Origin of the sequence: Pseudomonas reactans (assembly GCF_013387025.1) — a bacterium.
GTDB classification, from domain to species: Bacteria; Pseudomonadota; Gammaproteobacteria; order Pseudomonadales; family Pseudomonadaceae; genus Aquipseudomonas; species Aquipseudomonas reactans.
The window spans coordinates 354,831-375,684 of the sequence record NZ_JACAQP010000005.1 but is presented as its reverse complement, the minus strand read 5'-3'; the positions used below and the strand labels follow the sequence as shown (position 1 = coordinate 375,684).

The following is a 20,854-nucleotide window of genomic DNA, read 5'->3' as shown; positions in this document are numbered from 1 at the left end:
GCGGCAACGCTACCACAAACCCTTTAGAACTCCAGGGTGCTGGACACCGACACCTGTCGCGCATCGCCCATGGACACAAACAAGCGGCTGGCCGCCGAGGTGTAGTAGACGCGGTCGAACATGTTCTTCACGTTGAGCTGGAACTTGACCTTTTGCCCATCGATCTTGGTGTCGTAGGTGGCGAAGGCATCCGCCACGGTATAACCCGGCAAGGTGAAATCGTTGGCCGCATCGCCTGCGCGTTCACCGACGTAACGCGCACCGGTGCCCACCCGCAACTGGTCGCCACCAAAGATGTTGCCGAAGTCATAAGCCACCGCCAGCGAGCCGGTGTGCTTAGCGACGTTTTGCAGGCGGTTGCCTTCCAGGGTCGGGTCCTTGTCCTTGACGTCCAGCGCATCGGTGTAGGCATAGCTGCCGATCAGGCTGACCTTGTCGGTCAACTGGCCGGTGGCGTCCAGTTCCAGGCCACGGGAACGCACCTGGCCGGCAATGCTGTAGACGGTGTTGGCACCGGAGCCGACGGAGACCAGTACATTGCGTTTGTCGATATTGAACAACGCGGCGCTGGCGGTGATACGTCCCGGAATGTCGAGCTTGGCCCCCAGTTCCCAGGACTTGGACTCCTCGGGCGTAAGGTCGCCGGTCAAGGTGCTGCCATCGGCCAAGGCGGCGATGGTGGAGTTGGGTTTGAACGATTCGGTGTAGCTGCCGTAGAACGACAGTTCATCGGTGTAGCGATACACCAGGCCCGCACGCGGCACCCAGGCCTGGCCGTTGCCGTTGGTGTTGGCCTTGAACGGCACGCCTTTGCCGGCGTATTGGTCATACATCTGATAGCGCGCGCCGGCGACGAAAATCCACTGTTCGTTCAGGTGGAGGGCGTCCTGGAAGAACAGCGAATCACTGCGCAGCAGGTCGGTCTGGGCGCTGTCAGCGGGGCTGACGTTGGTGCCCGCGACTTCATTGCCGTACACCGGATTGTTGTAGTTGAAGGTGCCGCGTGAGTTCTGGCGGATCAGGTCGGCGCGGTAGATCTTGCGGTACTCGTCATCCAGGCCGAACACCACATCATTCTGCAGGCCGAACACATAGACCTTGCCTTCCAGGCTCGCCGTGGCGAAACGGTCCGTAGTGATCGCCCCCTTGGTGCCGTCCATCTTGCGAGTCAGGGTGCCATTAGTGTTTACCGCGCTGACGCGCACTTGGCTGGCGTCATAGGTCTCGCGGTTCCAGCTGTAGCCGAAATGGGCTTTCCAATCATCGTTCAGGTCGTGATCGGCCTCGAAGCGATACAGGTCGGAACGCCCTTCCATGTTGTTGAAGGGTTCATCCAGACGCCGAGTGGCCGGGATATCCAATGGGTGGTTGGACTTGTCGATGGCGGTGCCGCGGTCGAACGGGGTGAGAAATTCGCGGTGTTCATACGCAAACAGCAACTTGGTGCTGTCGCCGTACCAGGCCAGGGACGGCGCGATCAGGCTCTCACGGTGAGTACCGAAGTTACGCCAGTAGTCTTCGTCTTCATGGTCAACGATCAGCCGATACGCCAGGCCGCTGTCGCCAATCGGGCCGGTGGTGTCGAGGCTGCCGCCGCTGCCGTTCTTGCCGTCACCGAAGGTGGAGCCGCGCACGGTCAGGGCGGTGGACTGCACCAATTCAGGCTTTTTACTGACGATGTTCACCACGCCGCCAGGGTCCTGGATGCCGTACAGCAGCGATGACGGGCCCTTGAGCACTTCGACGCGCTCCGCCGTGGCATTCAATGCACGCCCCTGCACGATAGGCATGCCGTCGCGCATGATCGAACCGTTACGGTTGTCGCCAAAGCCGCGCAGCATCACCGCGTCCTGGGTACTGGCCAAGGTGTTCGCCTGGGTGATACCGCTGACGTTGGCAAGGGCATCATCCAGATTGCGCGGGGTCTGGTCGCGCAGTACTTGGGCGGGCACCACGTTGACGGTCTGCGGGGTTTCCAGCAGCAGCGCGTGGGAGCGCATCACCGAACTGGTGGGCGGCGGCTGGTAGCTGGTGCTGTCCTGGGCTTGCTGGCCAACGCCGCTGATGGTGGTAGCGCCCAGATTCACTGCGCCTTCAGTGGGCACGGGTTCAAGCGCCAGGGTGCGGGCATCGATCTGACGGAAGGTGAAGCCGGTGTTGCCCAACAAGCGTTGCAGGGCCTGGGTCGCGCTCATCTGCCCGCTGACCGCCGGGGCGCTGAGGCCGTAGGGCGCTTCATCGGTGTAGATCACGCTGATGCCGGTGACCCGACTGAAGTCGCTCAAGGCCTGGGGCAACGGTTTGGCCGCCAGGGCAAAATTGAACTGGGCGCTTTGCTGCTCCTGCGCCTGCGCAATGCTCAAGGGCAGCAACGCCAACCCCGATACCGCCAATACCGAGGCTCCCAGCCACTGTTTAACCCAACCGCCCGCCGTCGACTTCATGCTGTGAGAACCCGTGTAGAAAACGCTGTTAATGCGAATAGATCGCAGTTTCAAGCACTACACGGATGGGCCGTGGATTTACCTCACCTTTATTTGCAAATATTTTTGTTTATTGCGCCTGGATGCGAAAACCCATGCGTGGGAAATGCACATGCACGGTGCCGGCACGTTCGTCGCTGCGACGCAGGATCAGCTCTTCACGCCCAGCAAACAACAGTTCGCCCGCCACCGGGTCGGTGCCGTAGTCGGTGGCGCAAATGGTCACCTGCTGGCCAGCCTTGAAGCCGTTCAAGTCCTCAAAGACTTCTTCAGGCAGAACAGCCGGCGCCGCATTGCGCGATACGTCCAGGGCCTGCTCGGCGCTCATCTGGGTGGAAGTGCCATGGCCGAAGCCCAACACGCGGTCCAGCCAGGCAGCGACGGCGGGATAGGCGTCCACCAACGGCGACGTCACAGAAGAGCCTTTGAGGAACCACAGGGGGTGAGCCAGAGCAAAGTCGGCAATCGACGGCTCGCCGAACAGGAAATCCCCCGCCGAGTGCTGCAATTGCTGATTGATGCGATGGATGATCGTCGGCCATTGGTGCTTGGCCTGGTCCAATTGCACACGGGTTGCGGTGCCGCCGCTGAACAGCTTGCTACGGTCCGCCACCAGCACCTGGATCATTTCCGGCGGCACCTTGGCAAATTTGACCGCCAGGGATTCCGGCTGGAACACCAGCGCCACCGCATGGGAAAACACTACCGAGTCGGCCCAGGCGGCGAAGCCTTGAGTAACCAGTTCCTGGCCTTGGGGAAACAGCGCCGGCGCGGATTTTTCCTGCTCCAGGCGTCGGGCAATCAAGGCGGTGTCACAGTAAATATCCGCGCCGACTTGCAACACCGGCGTTTTGCGATAACCGCCGGTCAGGGCGGTGAGGTCCGGCTTGGGCATCACCGGTGAGATGTGCACCGAGCGCCAGGACAAACCCTTGAAGCCCAGCAACAGGCGGGCTTTTTCAGCAAAGGGGGACTGCGGGTAATGGTGGAGGATTAACTCAGACATGCCAGGCTCCGCTTGAGAAGTGAACCGCCAGCTTAGCCTGCAACCACGCGATTGGGGACGATGGGAACCCATCAGTCAAATCAATGAGCCGCTCGCCGCCAGACATTCCTTGGCGCTCTTCTTCAACTTCTTGATCAGCCGTTCCTGACGCAACGCCTCGCCCTTGCTCGCGCATTGCTCGGTGTACACCAGTGCTACCGCCGGGCTCGACAGGAAAAACCGCGCGCCCTTGCCGCTCTGGTGAGAAGCAAAGCGGCGCACCGGGTCATTGCTGATGCCGCAGTACAGCGAGCCATTGGCGGCGCGTACCAGGTAGACGAACCAGGGTTTGGGTTCAGAAGGATCAGTCACAGGTAGATTCGGCTAATACAGAAGAGCGCCAAGCTTATCAACGACTGGCCTGGAATGCCTTCAAACCGCGTAACGCCTGGGCACGCACGGCGTTTTTCACCAGCGGCGTCCAGCCCAGCAACGAGCCTTTGGTGCCCAATGCCTGCCGCGACCAACGCCACAGGTCAAAGCTGTCGTGGTGCTCGCAGATCTTGCCGTCGCGAAACACAAAGCGCGCCTGGATATCGTTGACCACCGTGTTGCCGGTAGCACTGAACAGGTATGTCGCCACCCAATGGGCACTGCCACTGCGCTCATCGCTGCGCACATTGTCGAAGGTCAGGGAAAACTCCTTGGCCCGCGTGGTCAGCATGCGCCACATGTCCCCGGCATCACGGCCGTGCAGTTCGCCAAACGCAGGGTCGCTGAACACCACATCGTCGGTATAGCAGGCGGCCATGGCCTCGGCATCCAGGCGCTGGAAGGCGCTGTAGAACTCAGTGATCAGGGCGTTATGGGCATCACTCATGGGCAGGCTCCGCGGGTGTCGAAAAGAGTAGGCGCACGATAAGCTGCCCGCGCGGCCAAGGCTACTGACATTCGCCGCGCAAATACCCGAGCTTAAGGCACCATGCCATTGCTGCGCGCATAAGCAAACAAATCCACATCGGTGGAGATGCACAACCGGTTCATCGCCGTGCTTTTCTGTTTGCTGATGGTCGAGATACTGCGATTGACCCGTGCTGCAATCTGACTGACCGTCAAGCCGCTGGCGAGCATGCGTACCACTTCGCGCTCCTTGCCGGACAGCTGCAGCTCGGCTTGCTGATCAAGGCTACCGGCCTCGACCATTTGCTGGCGCAGGCACTCGCTGACAAACGTCTGGCCGCCACACACGGCCTTGATGGCTTGCGGCAACTCCCGGGCGGAAGCGCTTTTAGCAACGATAGCCCTGGCGCCGTGGGCAAACGATGCGCGCAGGGTGGCCACGTTGGCAAACATGGTGACCAGAATCACCGGCATCTGGGGATATTGACGATTCAGCAGGCCCAACAGTCCATAGCCGTCCGCCTGTTGATTGCCCGGCATGGCAAAGTCGGTGACCAGCACATCGCACGGCTGGCTCGCGACCAACGCCAACAGTTGATCGGGACCATCGGCCTCACCCACCACCTTGCACTTGCCATTAGCTTCGATCACCACTTTTTGCCCGACACGCACGATGGGATGGTCGTCAGCAATAATTACACGGAGCATGGAAACCACCTGGATTGCCAGTTGAGTTGGCGCACACTACCGCTAGTGGCGTTCAGCCACAACCGCCAATGGCGGGCGTTTTCCAGCCTCGCCCAGCAATCAATGAGTCGCAAGTTTTTACCTACAAAACAAACAGAATCAGCCTACATACAAAGGCTACGACACCATCAGAAATGTCCTGCAAAAACTACAGTGAAGACAGATAGTTCAGGAAACCGCGCAGGTCCTTGAGCAGCAGGCCGAGCGGTCGTGCATGTCGCGCCACCCCTTCCCGCGCCACTGCATCGATCATCTGCACACCCCGGGTTTCCAACGAACCGGCGCCCAGGAACGCGACGCTTCCGATCAATCGATGCAAATGCTGTGCGGCAGCGCAGGCATCTCGCGTGCGTCTGGCTTCGGTGACGATGGCGAGGTCGACGTGCGCCTCCCGTACCAAGGTTTGCAATAGCTGCTCCACCGTCGCCGCGCAGCCGAAGGTGTCGAGCAGGCTCGCACGGGTCGGCCAGTTCAGGTGGGCCAGTGGTTTACTCGACTTGGCGTTGCCGGGGAGCCAATCGGTGAGCGTGTCGCGCAGTTGTTCGAACGTCACCGGCTTGAGCAGCCAGGCGTCCATGCCGGCCGCCACGCAACGTTGGATCTGCGCAGGCCCGAGGGTGACGGTGAAGGCGATGATCGGCACGCGGGCAGCACCGGACAGCTGTTCAGCCCGGCGTATTTTACGGGTCATGGTGTAGCCGTCCATGACGGGCATCTGGCAGTCGGTCAACACCAGATCAATCTGCTGACGCTTGATCACCGCCAATGCGGCCTGGCCTTCTTCGACCATCACAAACGCCAACCCCAGGCGCTGCAAGATCCAACCGAACAAAAACCGGTAGGCCGGGTGGTCCTCCACCACCAATACCGTCAAGCCGTGCCACTTCGCGGGCAACACGCTTGACGACGAAGACGCGCAGCGCGTGCCTTCGTCGGGTGGGTTACCCGGTTGCATGTTCACCTCGATTACACGGCACAACGAACGAAGAGACAGGTCCGCCCACTGACACAGGCGCCCCTTGGGAATGCACGCAAAAATCACCCATACGAGTGCATTTAGATGCTAAACACGACCAAAAAGTAACCAAATGAATGCTTTTTAGCGATACAACAACTACGAAAAAGCCATTCCTCCTACAAGCACCAATGCCTCTTCTTACGCTCCAATCAGCCCCCGGTTGATTGTCGTAATTGTTGTATTCCCCGACATAGCCCCACTGGATAAATTGCGCCGCACCCCGAAACGGGAGGCAGCACGGATAACGCTGCGCGCTCTACAAACACCGCCGCCAGCCTCGGCAGGCGGTCAGCAAGCCTTGCAATGGAATCGTCTAGATATGGAAATGAAAACATCCCTCGCCGCGCTCGGCGCCGCGCTCCTGCTTACCAGCCCCTGGCAGGCGTTTGCCGCCAGCAGCGTTGACCTGACCGTCAGCGGCCTGATCGTGCCAAGCGCGTGCACCCCGACGCTGTCAGGCAACGGCGTGGTGGATCACGGCAAGTTGTCGGCAAAAGACTTGAAGGTCGATGAAGCGACCAAACTCAACGATGCGACGTTGCAACTGACGGTCAATTGCGACGCACAAACCCTGTTTGCCTTGCAGGGTGTGGATAACCGCGCAGGCTCTGCCAGCGACCCGGCAGGCGAAGGCTATGGACTGAACCTGATCAACGGCACTCAGAAATTGGGGTTCTATCACCTGCGCCTGCTCAACCCGCTGGCCGACAGTGTGGCGACCGTCCCCCTTGCCTCCATGGACAACGGCAACACCTGGACCGAGGCCACCGGCGCCACGTGGCCACCTCGCCAATACGCAGGCTTCGGTGAGCAAAGCGGCGGCACCTGGGCGCCGATTCCGATCCAGGAACTGATCACCGACCTACAGGTAATGACCTACATCGCCCCCACCCAGGACCTCGACCTGACCAATGAAGTGCAGATCGACGGCTCGGCAACCCTGGAAGTGAAGTACCTGTAACTCAGCCACGAAGGTTTTTGAGCCATGGATAAGTACATCCCTACCCTGGTGGCAAGCCTGCTGCTCGCCAACGTGTCGACAGCCTGGGCCGCCAGCAATACCGACCTGAATGTGACGGGCCTGATTACGCCGAATGCCTGCACACCGGGCTTGTCCGATGGCGGCACGATCGACCACGGCAAGCTGGCCGCCCGCGATCTGAACCCGGAAAGCTCCACCCAACTGCCGCGCCACAGCATGCGGCTGAGCGTGCGCTGCGAAGGTTCGACGTTCTTTGCCTTGACCACCGTCGACAACCGCGAAGGCACGTCAATGAGCAATCGGCATCACGGCCTGGGCATGACCCCCAACGACGAAAAGCTGGGCAGTGTCGCACTGGGTTTGACTAACCCCGTGGCGGACAACACAGCGGTGCGCACCATCCTGTCCCTGGACGGTGGCGCTACGTGGGTCGCCAGTTCGTACCTTGGCCACACCGGCCTGCTCGCCGTCGCCTCGGTGGACAACACCACCCAGCCGATTGCGGTGAAGGAGTTGGACGCGGACATCGGCCTATCCACCCGGATTGCCCGCGCAGACGGCCTGACCCTTCTCGATGAAGTCCCCATCGATGGGCATGTGACCGTTGAGTTGCGTTACCTGTAACCCCCTTAAATCCCTGTAACACCCTGTATTCCCATCTACCCCTGGAGCTTTACCCAACATGAAAAAACTACTCTGCACCAGCGTCGCTGGCCTGCTGATCGGCAACGCTTTGCCTGCATTTGCCGCGTCTACCACCGACTTGACTGTCAAGGGCCTGATCGTGCCCTCGGCATGCACGCCGAGCCTGTCGGCGGGCGGCACCGTCGATGTGGGGCGTATATCAATCAGCGACCTCAATCAGGATGCCCGCACGTATCTGACTCCAACCACCTTGCAACTGAGCGTCAACTGCGAGGCGTCGACGCTGTTTGCCATGAAAGCAACCGACAACCGCGCCGACTCTACGGTCGGTGTCGGCGAATACGGCATAGGTAAAACCAACGCCGGCGAGCGCATCGGCGGCTACGTCATGTTTCTCGACAAAGGCACCGCCGACGAGGCGTCCGTTCAGATGATCTGGTCGATGAACAATGGCGTCAGTTGGAGCCGTATGTGGGAGGACGACGTGTGGCAAAAGGACTTCCTGGTCTCCATTCAAGACCCTGCCGCAGCAAGGGTACCTGTCCCGGCGAAGGACACATTGATGGAGCTTTCGGTGAACCCGTTCATCCTTGCGGCAAGGAACCTCACCCTCACTGAAGACACGGTGATTGACGGCTCAGCCACGATAGAAATCACCTACCTGTAACCCCCCTTTAAGCCCTGTATTGCCCTCCATCCCTGGAGCATTACCCAGCATGAAAAAACTACTCTGCACCCTCGCTGCAGGTTGGTTGATCGGCAGCGCCTTACCCGCGCTTGCCGCCTCCACCACCGACCTGACCGTCAAGGGCCTGATCGTGCCTTCGGCGTGCGCACCCAGCCTGTCGGCAAACGGCATCGTCGATGTGGGCCGCTTTTCGGTCCATGACTTGAACCAGGACACCTGGACCCGCCTGACCCCGGTCACCTTGCAACTGAACATCAATTGCGAAGCCCCAACGCTGTTCGCCATGACGGCCACCGATAACCGCACCGACTCCGCCGTCAGCAATGCTGAGTTTGGTATCGGCAAGACGCTCGCGGGAGAACGTATCGGTGGTTACTACATGGAACTCAACAAGGCGATCGCCGACGAGAACAACGTCCAACCGATTGCATCCATGGACAACGGCACCACATGGTTCCCTCAGATGGATGACTACGCCTGGGCAAGCAACCTGCTGGTTTCGATTCAGGATCCCACAGGGCCACTTGTGCCAGTCGCCGCCCAGAGCACGCAATTGGAGCTTGAGGTGAACGCTTACATCCTCGGTACAAGAAACCTGACCATCACCCAAGACACACCGATTGACGGTTCCGCCACGATCGAAGTCAGGTACCTGTAACACCGCCGCTTCGCTCGATGCCCGTACCACCCGTTCAACACCAGGTATTCATCGCATGAACCCGCTTACCCGTTTGCTGGCCCTTGCCGCTGTACTCACCGCTGCGCCGTTGACCTTCGCCGCTTCAACCGTGGACTTACAGGTCAATGGGCAGATCACCCCCAGGGCGTGCACCGTATCGCTGTCGGATAACGGTGTGGTGGACCACGGCAGGATCATGGCGAGGACGCTCAACCCGAGCGATTTCACCGTGCTGCCCAACCTGCAAATGGGGTTTAGCGTCAGCTGCGATGGCCTGGTGTTGTTCGCCCTGATGGGCATCGACAACAAGCCGGAGTCGTCACTGGCACCTGAGCGTCTATTCGGGCTGGGCATGAACATCCACGCCCCCACCGAACGCCTGGGCACAGTCACCCTGTCGCTGCGCGGTCCGGTGGGCGACATGCAACCGATGCAAACCCTGACGTCGCCTGACAAGGGCATCACCTGGACCCCGGAACCGCACGTCTATCCAGGCCGGTACATGGGCTTTGCGGCTACCGGCGAAACGTTACCCAAGCCCATCCGGCAACTGGTGGCCTCGCTGCGGGTCGACACCTCGATCAGCCCGGCCAACGGCCTGACGCTCAAAGAGGAAGTGCCGCTGGACGGCTCGATCACGCTGGACCTGATTTACCTCTAACACCGCGCTGCCGGCCACGCGCACGGCGGCCTATTTGAAGAGACTTGTCATGAAGCTGCTTTTTTCCATTTCACGTTGGGCCACCGGTCTCTGCTGTGTGGCGCTGGCAACCGTCACCCACGCCGACGGCATGGTGCCGGACACCTCGGTGGTGATCGTGCAGGAGGCCGACGGTGAGGCCTCGATTTCCGTCACCAATACCGACACCGGCCTGGCCTTGCTGCACGTCACCCTCGAAGATATCCCCGAGGACACAGACCCATTGCTGTTCGTGACCCCACCGCTGGCGCGGGTCGAGACCGGCAAGACGCAGCTGGTGCGCTTTGTCATGATGGCCAGCGAACCGCTGAAAACCCAACGCCTCAAACGCGTGATCTTCGAAGGCATGCCACAGGGCCGTGCGCCCGCGGAGGCCGGCCACGCTCGCGTCGGTGTCACCGTGCGCCAGAACCTGCCGGTGATCATTCATCCCAAGGGCCTGGCGCAAAACCGCACACCGTGGACCGATCTCACGTGGTCCCTGGCCAACGGCCAATTGCAGGTGCACAACGACACGCCGTATGTGGTGCGCCTGGCCCAAGAGCTACAACTGCTGCCAGGCACCGACACTGCGCTGCTGCCGCGCAGCTACGTGCTGCCAGGTGAACGGATCGAGGTCCCAACCAAGGCCGCGCAGGCCAGCAGCGTGCGGTTTCAACCGGCCACCGTGTATGGCTTCGCGGTCCAGGCCTACGACGCACCACTGACAACCGCCCAGCCCTAGCCCACTGCTCCGCCCGTGAGGGCCTGCGTCCACTATCCGAGTGACTTCCGTGAACACACTCATGATCTGCCATGGCGGCGAAGCCGTGCCCGTCATTCTACCTACCCGCCCAGCGCGAGGGCTCGCACCGGCACTGTTGTCATTGGCGCCGATGCTGTGGCTGGGCGCCGCCCAAGCCCAACCGCCGACCTTCGACAGCACCACCTTGCAACAACGCGGCATCGACCCCGCGCTGGCCACCCAATTGCTCGCGGCCCCACGCTTCGGGGCCGGGCGCCATGCCGTCACGCTCAAGATCAACGGCCAGAGCCAGGGCCGGGTTGACGCGCAATTCAGCGCCGATGGCCAACTGTGCTTTGACACGCCGCTGCTGGATAAGGCCAACCTGCAAAATCCCGACTCAAACCTTGCCGACCCACCCGCATGCCATGACGTGCTTGGCCGCTGGCCGCTCACTGCCGTCGAGCAAGACCCGGCCAACCTGACCCTGAGCCTGCTGGTGCCCACCGACGCCTTGCGCCCGGTTGACCGCGACTTGTCCGCCTTCGAAACCGGCGGCTTTGCGGGGTTGATCAACTACGACCTCACCGGCCTGTACAGCCACTATGGCGACCAGCGCAGCCGCTTCGGCGCGGCTAATACCGAGGTCGGCTTCAACGCCGGTGACTGGATCGTGCGCAGCCGCCAAGTACAGACCTGGCAAGGCGACAGTTCGCGTACCAGCCACCTGGAGGCCTACGCCCAGCGCACCTTCGCCAGCCAGCAAGTGGTGTTGCAGGCCGGCCAGGTCAACCTCTACAACCCGGTGTTGTCGGGCGCGCAGATCACCGGTGTGCAAGTCCTGACCGAGCAGGCGCTGCAAGGCGAGCAGCAAGGCTCGACCATTGACGGCATCGCCTACAGCCAGGCGCAGGTCGAGGTGCGCCAGAACGGCGCGCTGATTCACTCCACTGTGGTGCCGGCCGGCCCGTTCTCGCTGACCGACGTGCGGCGCCTGGATCGGCGCAGCGATGTTGAAGTCACCGTGCGCGAAGTCGACGGCAGCGAACGGCGCTTCACGGTGCCCGCGGCCATGCTCGGCGTTGGCCTGCCGGCGCCGGGGTATTCGTTGTCGGCCGGCCAGGTGCGCGACATCGGCAATGAGCGTGACGCCACCCCCTGGGTGATCAGCGGCGGCTGGAGCGGCGCGCTGCAACCGCGCTTGAACCTCGCGGGCGGTGCGATGCTGGCTGACGGTTATCGTTCGGCAGGCGTGAGCGTCGGGCTCTTGCCCTGGGCCGATGGCGAGTGGCAGACCACGCTGCAAGCCACCGACGCCAGCCGCTTTGAACAGGTACGCGGGGTGCAGACCGATGTGCTGTTTTCCCAACAGTTCAGCGAACGCTGGTCATTTTTTGCCGGCACGTCGCACCGCACGCCGGGCTACCGCGAGCTGGAGGCGGTGACCTTCGACCGCCGCGATGAGAGGCGCGACACGCGTTACCGCGACCAGCAAACTGCCGGCCTGTCCTGGTCCCATCCCTGGCTGGGCGCTTTCAGCACTGGTTACGCACGCTCCACCTCGTTCGAGGGTCGCAGTAGCAGCCGCGCCCTGGCGTCCTGGGGCACCACGTTCGGCCAGGTCTCGGTGTCGGCCACCGCCGAATGGCAGGTCAGCGGCCAGCAACGCAATGAAGACAGCCTCTATCTGAACCTGAGCATTCCGCTGGGTGAAAACCGCCGTGCTCGCACTTGGGTGCGCAATTCCGGTGGCGAGCACCGCAGCGGCGTGGGGTTGAGCGAGCAGGTGAATGATCAACTGAGCTACCGCGCCAGTGCCGAGCACGACACCCGCGACCAGCAGGTGCAGACATCGGTGGGGGTTTCGATGTTGCCGCGCTACACCCAACTGGACCTCAATTACACCCGCGACGACGCCGAGCGCGCCAGCTACCAGGGCAGCGCCCGGGGTGCGGCGGTGTTGCACGGCGGCGGGGTGACACTGTCGCCGTACCCGGTGCGCGACACCTTTGCGGTGTTGTCGGTGGGTGACATCGGCGGCGTCAAGCTGAACACCCCCAGCGGTCCTGTATGGACCGACTGGCAAGGTCAGGCGGTCGCCTCGCAAGTGGCGGCCTATGGCAGAAGCCCCGTGGAAGTCGAGGCCCGCACCCTGCCGCGCAATGCCGACATCAACAACGGCCTGGCGGTGGTCTCGGCCGGGCGCGGGGCGGTCGACCGTGTGGACTTCGGCCTGACCCTGACCCGTCGCGCCTTGCTGCACATCACCACGCCCGACGGCGTGCCACTGCCACGCGGCTCAAGCGTCAGCGATGGCAGCGGGGCGTTCATCACCTTGGTGCAGGACGGCGGCAAGGTGTTCCTCAGCAATGCGCTCGACCAGCCGACGCTGCACATCACCGCCCCAGGCAAAGCGCCTTGCGTGGTGCATTACCAACTGCCCGCGCAAGCCGATGTGCAGGTGTATTACGAAACGGCGGCGGCCCAGTGCCGCCAGCCTTGAGGAGGCCTCTCGATGCCTAGCCCTTTGCGCTGCCAGCTCGCCTGGCTGGCATTACTCACCACAACCGCGCACGCCGGGGATGACACCTGCCGGCTCACCACCAGTCAATCGAGTGTCGATTTCGGCCAGTTCAACCGCGCCTTGCAAAGTGTTCGCGCGGCGGAGTACCCGCTGGGCGAGCGGCGGTTGAGCCTGACTCTCACCTGCGACGAACCGGCGGACATGCAACTGTTCTACCGCGCCGTTGCCGCCACCCACGAGCGCCTGCGCTTTGCCGACCAGGGCAGCTACGCGCTGCAGGTCGGTGAAGCACAGCTGGATGGCCAAGGCGTCGAACTGGGGTTGATCGCAGGACCGGGCCAATCACCCAGCCAAATCGCGCCGCGACTGGACTGGCGCCCCGAACACGGGGTAGTGCCCCTCAAGGCCGGCGTACCGACCAAGGGCAAAACACTGTCCGTGCAACTGCTGGTCAACGCCTGGGCCACCGAGCCTGCGTTGCAGGTACGCGACGCCGTGACCTGGGACACCGCAGGGCGGTTCGAGACCATTTCCGGCCAGGCCAGCCGCGAGTTGCAGCTACGTGCCCGGTTTGCTCCGGCGGCGTGCGACCTGGGGCTGTCCAACGGCGGCGTGGTGGATTTTGGCCGCATCGCCAAGTCCCAGCTCAACGCGCAGCAATCCACGCGCCTGCCGAGCAAGGCCTTGATGCTGAATGTCGACTGTGACGCGCCAGCACTGTTCGCCCTGCGCATGGTGGACAACCGCGAGGGCAGCGCCACGGTCAACAGCGAGATCTACTACGGCCTGGGCGTGGACCCGAGCGCCAATCGAATCGGCCTGTATTCGCTGCAACTGGACCCCGCCGACGCCAGCGCCGACAGCGTGGCACAGCTGTACCGCACCGACTCGACCACCGGTGGGGTGGCCTGGAGCACCAGCAGCACCTCGCCGATTGCCATCGGTGCCAACAGCTACTTGGGGTTCACGCACCTGGCCAGCAGCCAGGCCGGCCCGGTCGCGATTGCGCACCTGAGCAGCCGCGTGACAGTCGAGGCAGTGATCGCCCCGACCAGCACCCTGGACTTGAGCAGTGAAGTGCAACTGGACGGTTCCGGCACCCTGGAAATCATCTACCTCTAACGCCAACAGGACTCAACCATGAACAAATACTGGCTCTCACTGGCTGCGCTGACCCTGACCGGCACGGCCTGCGCCGCCTCCAGCACAGACTTGACCGTGAGCGGTAAAGTCACGCCCCTGGCCTGCACGCCGAGCGTGTCGAGCGGCGGGCTGGTGGACTACGGCAAGATTTCCCAGCAGGACCTGAACGTCGACCGGGGCACCCGGCTGCCGCTCAAGCAATTGCTGGTGACGATCAATTGCGACGGCTTGAGCCGTTTCGCCCTGCGCATGGGCGACAACCGCGACGGCACCGCCACCGTCAATAGCGAGGTCTATTACGGGCTGGGGCTGGACGGCAGCGGCAACCGCATCGGCTTGTACTCCATCAGCTTCGACCCGGCCCAAACCGCCGTGGATGCCATGCCACAAGTGTTCGGCACCGAGTCCACCACCGGTGGTCTGGGCTGGCGCACCGCAAACCGCAACCCCATGGATATCGGCGCCAGAAGCTACGTGGGCTTTACCGACATCGAGGGCAGCACCGCAGGGCCCGTGGCCATTCGCACGCTGAGCAGTACGGTGACCGTACACACCATTATCGCGGCCAAGCAAAACCTCGACCTGAGTCGCGATATCCACATAGACGGTTCAGCCACCCTGGAGGTGGTGTACCTGTAGGCCTAGACCTTTTCGCTGATGGCCTGCACATACCGCGCGCGACCGGCGCCCAGCCCAGCAATGATCGCGCCCGCACCAAGCACCGCGAACACCCAACCGGTGGCGGCCCAACCGCCGGTCCAATCGTGGATCAAGCCCACCGCCAACGGCCCGAGGGACGCCAGGGTGTAACCGATGCCCTGAGCCATGCTCGACAGGTTGGCGGCCACGTGAGCGTCCCGCGAGCGCAGCACGATCAAGGTCAGCGCCAGACTGAAGGTACCGCCCTGCCCCAGGCCCAGCAGGATTGCCCAGCCCCATAAGCCGTCGAGCGGCGCATACAGGCAGCCGAACAGGCCACCGAGGGTCAGCACCATCACCACCACGATGGCCAGGCGCTGGTCCTTGCCACGTGTGGCCAGCCACGGCGCGGTGAGGGCGCTGAGCAGTTGCACGATGATCGAACCGGACAGCGCCAACCCGGCTTCGGTGGCGCTCAGGCCACGACTGATCAGGATCGACGGCACCCAGCCAAAGACGATGTAGGCCAGGGACGACTGCAGGCCCATGTACAACGTCACCTGCCAGGCCAACGGATCACGCAGCAGCCCCTTTACACGGTAAGCGACGCGATGCGCACCGTGTTTCTGGCCAATTTGCGGCAACCAGAACAATGCCGCCAGCAGTGCTGGTGCAATCCAGAAGCCCAGGCCGATGTTCCAACTGTCACCAAAATAATGGCTGAGCGGCACCGTGGCCCCTGCCGCCAACGCTGCCCCCAGGCACAACGCCATGGTGTACACACCGGTCATGGTGCCGGCCTGTTTGGCGAAGTCGCGCTTGACGATACCCGGCAGCAGCACGCCAATGATGCCGATGCTCGCACCCGCGATCAGGCTGCCGGCAAACAGCCCGGCTTCGCCAAACGAGCTGCGCAGGAGGATGCCACCGGCCAGGGTCAGCAGAATCCCCAGCACGACGCGCTCGGCGCCAAAGCGTCGCGCAAGTATCGGTGCCAGGGGGGCGAACAACCCCAGGCACAACACCGGCAAGGTGGTCAGCAGGCCAGCCTTGGCGGCGGACAGGCCCAGGCTGGTCGACACGTCATTGAGCAACGGCGACAAGCTCGACAGCGCGGGGCGCAGGTTCAGTGCCACCAACACCAGCCCGAACAGTAACAACCAAGGGCGGCTGACCACCGGAGGGGCGTGTTGCACCACCTCGTCGTCGGCTTCGGCGTCGATCAACAGTTCATCGAGTTTCGTTTCAGGGTTCATTGATCAACTGCCGGCAGAGGGATTTGGCGCGTTCCGGGTCTTGATGCTCCACGGCATCGAGCAACGCGATATGCAGGTCGAACACCGCCTGGCGACGTGGCGAGATATTCAGGGTCTGGCGCAACTGGGCGCCGACGATGGCAGAGAAGTACTGGTACAACTCGCTCAACGCAGGGTTGTGCGCCGCATCCACCAAATGTTTGTGGAACACCAGATCGGCGCTGATATAGGCCTCCAGGTCGCCGTGGTAAAGCGCGGCACTGGCGTCGAGGGCTTCACGCAGTTTTTTCAGGTCTTCGTCGGTGCGGCGCAAGGCTGCCAGGCTGATCGCCTCCACCTCCAGAATCTGTCGCGTTTCCTGCGCCTGCTCCAGCGTGCAATGGGACAACGCCCGCATCGTGCCCAGCGGGTCGGTCATTGAACGCAAGTAGCTGCCGTCGCCCTGGCGGATCTCGATCAAACCGGAAAACGCCAACACACGCATGGCTTCGCGCACGGTATTGCGGCTGATGCCCAGTTCTGCGGACAACTCCGGCTCGGTGGGCAGACGCTCGCCAATGGCCCACACACCTTGGCTGATGCGCAGGCGCAGTTGCTCCAGGGCCTGGTCCACCAGGGAGCGTTTGATCAGGGGGGCGATGTCTGTCATGGGATTTGCACTTTCGTCCAATCATAGGATGAATTTTCCTACAGCCTATTCGGAGTTGCCTACAAAGGCAACGCACTAGGGTTCTTAGGCAGAAAAAGGAGCAGTATTTTCGATTGGTAAAATTACCCTCTGAGGGTAATTATTGGACTCAGGTGTCTTATGGAAAAGTACACACCTCACTACGATTTGGCTCTGGTGAAAAAAGAGGTCGTTCGGTTGGGTTATACGGCATTCACCGCCAACGCCCGGCAAGACGCGCGAAAAATGGAGCTGAGCCCTGGCCAGATGCAACACGTGGTCTGCGCCCTTGAGCACCGAATGTTGTACAAATCAATGACGACCTATGCAGACCATCGGATATGGCAGGACGTCTACCTGATCAAGATTTACGGCACGGAGATTTACATCAAGGTCACTTACCGCCCAGGCGGTGGTCCTCCCGTAATCTCCTTCAAGGAGAAAACCCTATGAGAACCCAGCAATGCATGAGCTGCGGAACCCATGACGCAATGCAGCATTTCGAAGGTCGCACCTTCACGATCAACACACGGGGAATGATCCGGGATATCCCTGACATCGCAGGCTGGGAATGCGAGGTCTGCCATGAAGTCGAATTCGATCACGACGACGACAGTGCAGAGCGTTACTGCAAGGCCTCAGATTTGCTGTTGATCGATGCGCGTAAAATCATCGCCGCCGAGATGAAGCGAATCCGCCGCAAGCTGCATTTGACCCAAAAAGACGCCGTGAGGCTCTTCACCGTTCGCGGGCACAATGCATTCTCTCGCTATGAACGGGCTGAGATTTTTCCGCCGGAACCGTTGCTCACATTGATGCGCCTACTGGATAAACACCCCCACTTGCTGGCAGAGGTAGAGGCCCTCAATGTCGGGGAAGACTTGAACAGACTGCTCATCGCAAAAGATGCGCAACCGCTCGCAGCACAGGCCTCCTGACAAAAACCAGCAGGCAAAAATAAACCCGGCACCAGGCCGGGTTTATTCATTCAACCTTCGATCAATGCAAAATCTGGCTCAAGAACAACTTGGTCCGATCATTCTGCGGGTTGTCGAAGAAGTCATTCGGCGCCGCCTGTTCCACGATCTCGCCCTTGTCCATGAAGATCACGCGGTTGGCCACGGTGCGCGCAAAGCCCATTTCGTGGGTTACGCACAACATGGTCATGCCGTCTTCGGCCAGGCCGATCATGGTGTCGAGTACTTCCTTCACCATTTCTGGATCGAGTGCCGAGGTTGGTTCGTCGAACAGCATGATTTTCGGCTTCATGCACAAGGCACGGGCAATCGCCACACGCTGTTGTTGGCCGCCAGACAGTTGCCCCGGAAACTTGTGGGCCTGCTCCGGGATGCGCACACGCTCCAGGTAGTGCATGGCGATTTCCTCGGCCTTGCGCTTGGGCATCTTGCGCACCCACATCGGCGCCAGCGTGCAGTTCTGCAGGATGGTCAGGTGCGGGAACAGGTTGAAGTGCTGGAACACCATGCCGACTTCACGGCGGATCGCTTCGATCTGCTTGAGGTCATTGGTCAGCTCCACGCCATCCACCACGATACGGCCCTGCTGGTGTTCTTCCAGGCGGTTGAGGCAGCGGATGGTGGTGGACTTGCCCGAACCCGACGGGCCACACAGCACGATTCGCTCGCCCTGCTTGACGTTGAGGTTGATGTCTTTCAACACGTGGAACTGGCCGTACCACTTGTTGACGCCCTGCATCTGGATAATGCCTTCAGGGCTCACAGGCTGTTTGATCGCTTCGCTCATAACATCAACTCCTAACGCTTGTGGCCTGTGTCGAGCTTGTGTTCCAAATGAATGGAATAGCGCGACATACCAAAACAGAAAATCCAGAACACCAGGGCCGCGAACACGTAGCCTTCGGTGGCCATGCCCAACCATTTAGGGTCGGCGGCGGCTTGCTTGACGCTGTTGAGCAGGTCGAACAAGCCGATGATGATCACAAGGCTAGTGTCCTTGAACAGCGCAATGAACGTGTTGACGATGCCGGGGATCACCATCTTCAGGGCTTGCGGCAGGATCACCAGGCCCATCGAACGCCAGTAGCCCAGGCCCATCGCAGCAGCGGCTTCGTACTGGCCCTTGGGGATCGCCTGCAAGCCACCGCGCACCACTTCAGCCACATAAGCCGACTGGAACAGGATCACGCCGATCAACGCCCGCAGCAGTTTGTCGATGCCCATGCCTTCGGGCAGGAACAACGGCAGCATCACCGAGGACATGAACAGCACGGTGATCAACGGCACGCCGCGCCAGAATTCGATGAAGGTCACGCAGACCACTCGAATCGCCGGCATGTTCGAGCGCCGCCCCAGCGCCAGCATGATGCCCAGCGGCAAGGCGCCGGCGATGCCGACGGTGGCGATCACCAGGGTCAGCATCAGGCCGCCCCATTGGCTGGTTGCCACATTAGTCAGGCCAAAGGCCCCGCCGTGCAGCAGGAAGAACGCGATGATCGGGTACAGCACCAGGAAGCTCAGGCCGTAGACCGCCTTGCGCTGGAAGCGCGAGATGAACAACGGCGCCACGCCAACGATGGCCAGCCATACGGTGAGGTCCACGCGCCAGCGCAGGTCGCCGGGGTAGTAGCCGTACATGAACTGCCCGAAGCGCTGTTGGATAAACACCCAGCAGGCGCCCTCTTTGGTGCAATCGGCGCGCGTGGTGCCGACCCAGTTGGCGTCGATGATCGCCCAGCTCAGGATCGGCGGTACCACCAGGTAGATCAGGTAGAACGCCAGCAGTGTCAGCAGCGTGTTGAGCCAGCTGGAAAACAGGTTGGCGCGCATCCAGGCCATCGGCCCGAACACTTTGTTCGGCGGCGGCATATCCGGTTTGAAAGTATGTGAACTCATGGGCGTTTCCTCACCGCTCGATCAGCGCAATGCGCTTGTTGTACCAGTTCATCAGCAGGGAAATGCTGATGCTGATCGCCAGGTACACGCTCATGGTGATGGCAATGACTTCGATGGCCTGGCCGGTCTGGTTGAGCACCGTGCCAGCAAACAGCGAAACCATTTCCGGGTAACCAATACCGGCCGCGAGTGACGAGTTTTTCGCCAGGTTCAGGTATTGGCTGGTCAGCGGCGGGATGATCACCCGCAGGGCCTGCGGGATGATGACCTTGCGCAGCGTCGGCCCCGGGCGCAGGCCCAGGGAGCGCGCGGCTTCGGTCTGGCCGTGGCTGACGGACTTGATGCCCGAACGCACGATCTCGGCGATAAACGCGGCCGTGTAGACGGTCAGTGCCAGGGTCAGCGCCAGCAATTCAGGGATCAGTACCCAACCGCCGACAAAGTTGAAGCCCTGCAACTTCGGCATTTCCCAGTGCAGCGGCGCACCGAAGATCAAGGCGCACAACGCCGGGATCACGATGAACAGCGCCAGGCCGGCCCAGAATTTATGGAACGGAACACCGGTTGCCTCAAAACGCTTGTTCGCCCAACGCGCCATCAGCACGATTGCCACGATGGCGACCACGATGCTGACCACAAACGGCCAGAAACCGTCGGCGGCAATCGCTGCCGGCATGTTCAGGCCACGGCTGCTGACATAGAAGGTATCGCCGAAGTTATGACTGTTACGCGGCCCCGGCATGGTCAGGAACACCGCGAAGTACCAGAACAGGATTTGCAGCAGCGGCGGGATGTTGCGGAACACTTCCACGTACACGGTCGCCAGCTTGTTGATCATCCAGTTCGGCGACAGCCGCGCCACACCGATGACGAACCCGAGCAGCGTCGCCAGGATCACGCCAATGAAGGTCACCAGCAAGGTGTTGAGCAAACCGATTACAAAGACCCGGGCATAGCTGTCCGATTCGGTGTAGTCGATCAAATGCTGCGCGATGCCGAACCCGGCACTGCGTTCAAGAAAGTCGAAACCCGAGGTAATGCCCCGGTGTTGAAGGTTGGTCTGGGTGTTATTGAAGAGGTACCAGCCCAGCGAGACCACCGCCACAATCGTGATGATCTGGAAGAGCCACGCACGCACTTTGGGATCGCTGAAGCTGAGCTTCTGCTTGGGTGCGCCGATTTGTTTTTGCATGAAATGCCC

Annotated in this window: 22 protein-coding genes; 11 read left to right on the top strand and 11 right to left on the bottom strand. The window is 61.6% G+C overall.

Annotated features, from left to right (window positions below):
* Positions 1–23: 23 nt before the first annotated feature.
* The 6 genes from HX793_RS06125 to HX793_RS06100 form a co-directional block, all read right to left on the bottom strand.
* Positions 24–2,444 (bottom strand): TonB-dependent siderophore receptor, encoded by a 2,421-nt coding sequence (locus tag HX793_RS06125; protein ID WP_177094896.1) that lies wholly within the window; start codon positions 2,442–2,444, stop codon positions 24–26.
* A gap of 109 nt (positions 2,445–2,553) precedes the next feature.
* A complete protein-coding gene (locus tag HX793_RS06120) occupies positions 2,554–3,489 on the bottom strand; it encodes a glutathione S-transferase family protein (protein WP_177058576.1) in 936 nt (311 codons plus the stop codon).
* Between the two features lie 75 nt (positions 3,490–3,564).
* Positions 3,565–3,840: a GIY-YIG nuclease family protein gene (locus HX793_RS06115; RefSeq protein WP_016978233.1), complete on the bottom strand. Its 276-nt coding sequence runs from the start codon at positions 3,838–3,840 to the stop codon at positions 3,565–3,567.
* 37 nt (positions 3,841–3,877) lie between these two features.
* The gene (locus tag HX793_RS06110; protein WP_177094898.1) at positions 3,878–4,348 is read right to left on the bottom strand and encodes a nuclear transport factor 2 family protein; all 471 of its coding nucleotides are present in this window, start codon (positions 4,346–4,348) and stop codon (positions 3,878–3,880) included.
* Positions 4,349–4,440: 92 nt separating this feature from the next.
* Positions 4,441–5,076: a response regulator gene (locus tag HX793_RS06105; RefSeq protein WP_178905460.1), complete on the bottom strand. Its 636-nt coding sequence runs from the start codon at positions 5,074–5,076 to the stop codon at positions 4,441–4,443.
* A gap of 187 nt (positions 5,077–5,263) precedes the next feature.
* Entirely contained in the window at positions 5,264–6,070 is an 807-nt protein-coding gene (locus HX793_RS06100; RefSeq protein ID WP_177050117.1) for a response regulator, read from the bottom strand.
* A gap of 388 nt (positions 6,071–6,458) precedes the next feature.
* Between HX793_RS06100 and HX793_RS06095 the strand changes: the two genes are divergently transcribed.
* From HX793_RS06095 to HX793_RS06055, 9 genes are all read left to right on the top strand, one after another.
* Positions 6,459–7,094, top strand: coding sequence for a DUF1120 domain-containing protein (locus HX793_RS06095; protein WP_177050119.1), 636 nt, complete (start codon positions 6,459–6,461; stop codon positions 7,092–7,094).
* A gap of 24 nt (positions 7,095–7,118) precedes the next feature.
* Positions 7,119–7,739 (top strand): DUF1120 domain-containing protein, encoded by a 621-nt coding sequence (locus HX793_RS06090; RefSeq protein ID WP_177050121.1) that lies wholly within the window; start codon positions 7,119–7,121, stop codon positions 7,737–7,739.
* 58 nt (positions 7,740–7,797) lie between these two features.
* Positions 7,798–8,427 carry a DUF1120 domain-containing protein gene (locus HX793_RS06085; RefSeq protein ID WP_177050123.1) on the top strand — a complete coding sequence of 210 codons (630 nt, stop codon included), beginning with the start codon at positions 7,798–7,800 and terminating at the stop codon, positions 8,425–8,427.
* A 49-nt stretch (positions 8,428–8,476) separates the two neighbouring features.
* Positions 8,477–9,106: a DUF1120 domain-containing protein gene (locus tag HX793_RS06080; protein WP_177050124.1), complete on the top strand. Its 630-nt coding sequence runs from the start codon at positions 8,477–8,479 to the stop codon at positions 9,104–9,106.
* 55 nt (positions 9,107–9,161) lie between these two features.
* Positions 9,162–9,788 carry a DUF1120 domain-containing protein gene (locus HX793_RS06075; protein WP_177094900.1) on the top strand — a complete coding sequence of 209 codons (627 nt, stop codon included), beginning with the start codon at positions 9,162–9,164 and terminating at the stop codon, positions 9,786–9,788.
* A gap of 49 nt (positions 9,789–9,837) precedes the next feature.
* Positions 9,838–10,551: a fimbria/pilus chaperone family protein gene (locus HX793_RS06070; RefSeq protein WP_177050128.1), complete on the top strand. Its 714-nt coding sequence runs from the start codon at positions 9,838–9,840 to the stop codon at positions 10,549–10,551.
* Positions 10,552–10,612: 61 nt separating this feature from the next.
* Positions 10,613–13,054, top strand: a complete 2,442-nt coding sequence (locus HX793_RS06065) for a fimbria/pilus outer membrane usher protein (RefSeq protein WP_218178603.1) — start codon at positions 10,613–10,615, stop codon at positions 13,052–13,054.
* A 12-nt stretch (positions 13,055–13,066) separates the two neighbouring features.
* Entirely contained in the window at positions 13,067–14,197 is a 1,131-nt protein-coding gene (locus HX793_RS06060; protein WP_177050139.1) for a DUF1120 domain-containing protein, read from the top strand.
* A gap of 18 nt (positions 14,198–14,215) precedes the next feature.
* Positions 14,216–14,857 carry a DUF1120 domain-containing protein gene (locus HX793_RS06055; RefSeq protein WP_177058592.1) on the top strand — a complete coding sequence of 214 codons (642 nt, stop codon included), beginning with the start codon at positions 14,216–14,218 and terminating at the stop codon, positions 14,855–14,857.
* Between the two features lie 2 nt (positions 14,858–14,859).
* Here HX793_RS06055 and HX793_RS06050 read toward each other — a convergent pair whose 3' ends face one another.
* Together HX793_RS06050 and HX793_RS06045 are read right to left on the bottom strand one after the other, a co-directional pair.
* Positions 14,860–16,113, bottom strand: a complete 1,254-nt coding sequence (locus tag HX793_RS06050; protein WP_177058594.1) for a CynX/NimT family MFS transporter — start codon at positions 16,111–16,113, stop codon at positions 14,860–14,862.
* Complete coding sequence (locus HX793_RS06045) at positions 16,103–16,762, bottom strand: FadR/GntR family transcriptional regulator (RefSeq protein ID WP_016978220.1); 660 nt, start codon at positions 16,760–16,762, stop codon at positions 16,103–16,105. Before HX793_RS06045 ends, HX793_RS06050 begins: the two co-directional genes overlap by 11 nt.
* Positions 16,763–16,921: 159 nt before the next feature.
* Between HX793_RS06045 and HX793_RS06040 the strand changes: the two genes are divergently transcribed.
* Positions 16,922–17,233, top strand: coding sequence for a type II toxin-antitoxin system MqsR family toxin (locus HX793_RS06040; RefSeq protein ID WP_177050144.1), 312 nt, complete (start codon positions 16,922–16,924; stop codon positions 17,231–17,233).
* Positions 17,230–17,718, top strand: a complete 489-nt coding sequence (locus HX793_RS06035; protein WP_016978218.1) for a type II toxin-antitoxin system MqsA family antitoxin — start codon at positions 17,230–17,232, stop codon at positions 17,716–17,718. The genes HX793_RS06040 and HX793_RS06035 overlap by 4 nt, the downstream gene beginning before the upstream one ends.
* A 61-nt stretch (positions 17,719–17,779) precedes the next feature.
* Here the strand turns inward: HX793_RS06035 and HX793_RS06030 are convergent, their stop codons facing one another.
* Genes HX793_RS06030 through HX793_RS06020 form a run of 3 tightly spaced genes read right to left on the bottom strand, consistent with a single transcriptional unit; the run spans position 17,780 to position 20,845 of the window.
* A complete protein-coding gene (locus HX793_RS06030; RefSeq protein ID WP_003171943.1) occupies positions 17,780–18,544 on the bottom strand; it encodes an amino acid ABC transporter ATP-binding protein in 765 nt (254 codons plus the stop codon).
* Positions 18,545–18,555: 11 nt separating this feature from the next.
* Positions 18,556–19,653 carry an amino acid ABC transporter permease gene (locus tag HX793_RS06025; RefSeq protein WP_016978216.1) on the bottom strand — a complete coding sequence of 366 codons (1,098 nt, stop codon included), beginning with the start codon at positions 19,651–19,653 and terminating at the stop codon, positions 18,556–18,558.
* 10 nt (positions 19,654–19,663) lie between these two features.
* The gene (locus HX793_RS06020) at positions 19,664–20,845 is read right to left on the bottom strand and encodes an amino acid ABC transporter permease (protein WP_177050146.1); all 1,182 of its coding nucleotides are present in this window, start codon (positions 20,843–20,845) and stop codon (positions 19,664–19,666) included.
* Positions 20,846–20,854 lie beyond the last annotated feature (9 nt).